At 38.6% G+C, this 798-nt stretch carries 1 protein-coding gene; it reads left to right on the top strand.

Annotated features, from left to right (window positions below; translation table 11 throughout):
* Positions 1–20 precede the first annotated feature (20 nt).
* Positions 21–798: hypothetical protein (locus AC3LHT_RS08865; RefSeq protein ID WP_488662631.1), on the top strand; the 778-nt coding region annotated here is incomplete at its 3' end.

The following is a 798-nucleotide window of genomic DNA, read 5'->3' as shown; positions in this document are numbered from 1 at the left end:
ACTACCTTGAAAGGGCTGTAGTGAGAGCCCTAAGTAATAGAGCAAAGAAAAATAAAGGGCTGCCTGATGGTATGATCAATCTGCTTAAAGAATGGCTTTCAGAGGATCCGTATCCATCCATAAAAGAGAGAATCGACAGACAAGGAAATAATGAAAGAGACCAGTCCATTTTATGGGGATACGGAGGTAGTTATAGTTTACCCGGTGGCCGCGATGTATATATGGATGCCATTGCAAACGGATACTTATTGCGTGATCCGCCCGAATATGAAGGTTTTTCAAATGTTATTGAATCAAGACTTAAGTTGGAAAAACATCCTGAAATATGGAAATTAGCCTTGGAAAGAATGTCCTTCTTATTCAATTGGGATAGACGAAAGGCCTCAATTTATTTTGATAATGTTATAACAAATTTTAAAGATGTCAGGGAGAGCAAGTTGGGCGTATTAGGAATCGGAAGGATTTTACACCTGGTTCCTGAACATAACACTCTTAAGAAATTATTAGCCTTATTCTATGACTATACAATCGGTATTGCGTTACATCAAGCCCCAAAACATAATATTATTAGGAAATGGCTGACTTTATTACGCGACAGCGCTGGTGATTTCGCTCAGCAGGCTTTTGGAGAATTGTTAATGCTTCTCCTTTTCCGAAAACCACAGGATAAATGGGCAAAAAAGCAAATAGAGGCTTATTTAAAAAAGAAACAAGACAAGAGTGTCCATAGAGGTTTGGCTTTTGCAGCGTCTTACAACTGGAATTCATTGCCCTATCAAGACATATGCACTGAAGTCA

It is taken from the genome of Kosmotoga sp. (genome assembly GCF_982836095.1).
The sequence above is the reverse complement of the archived record's forward strand: the minus strand, read 5'-3'. Positions and strand labels throughout refer to the sequence as shown.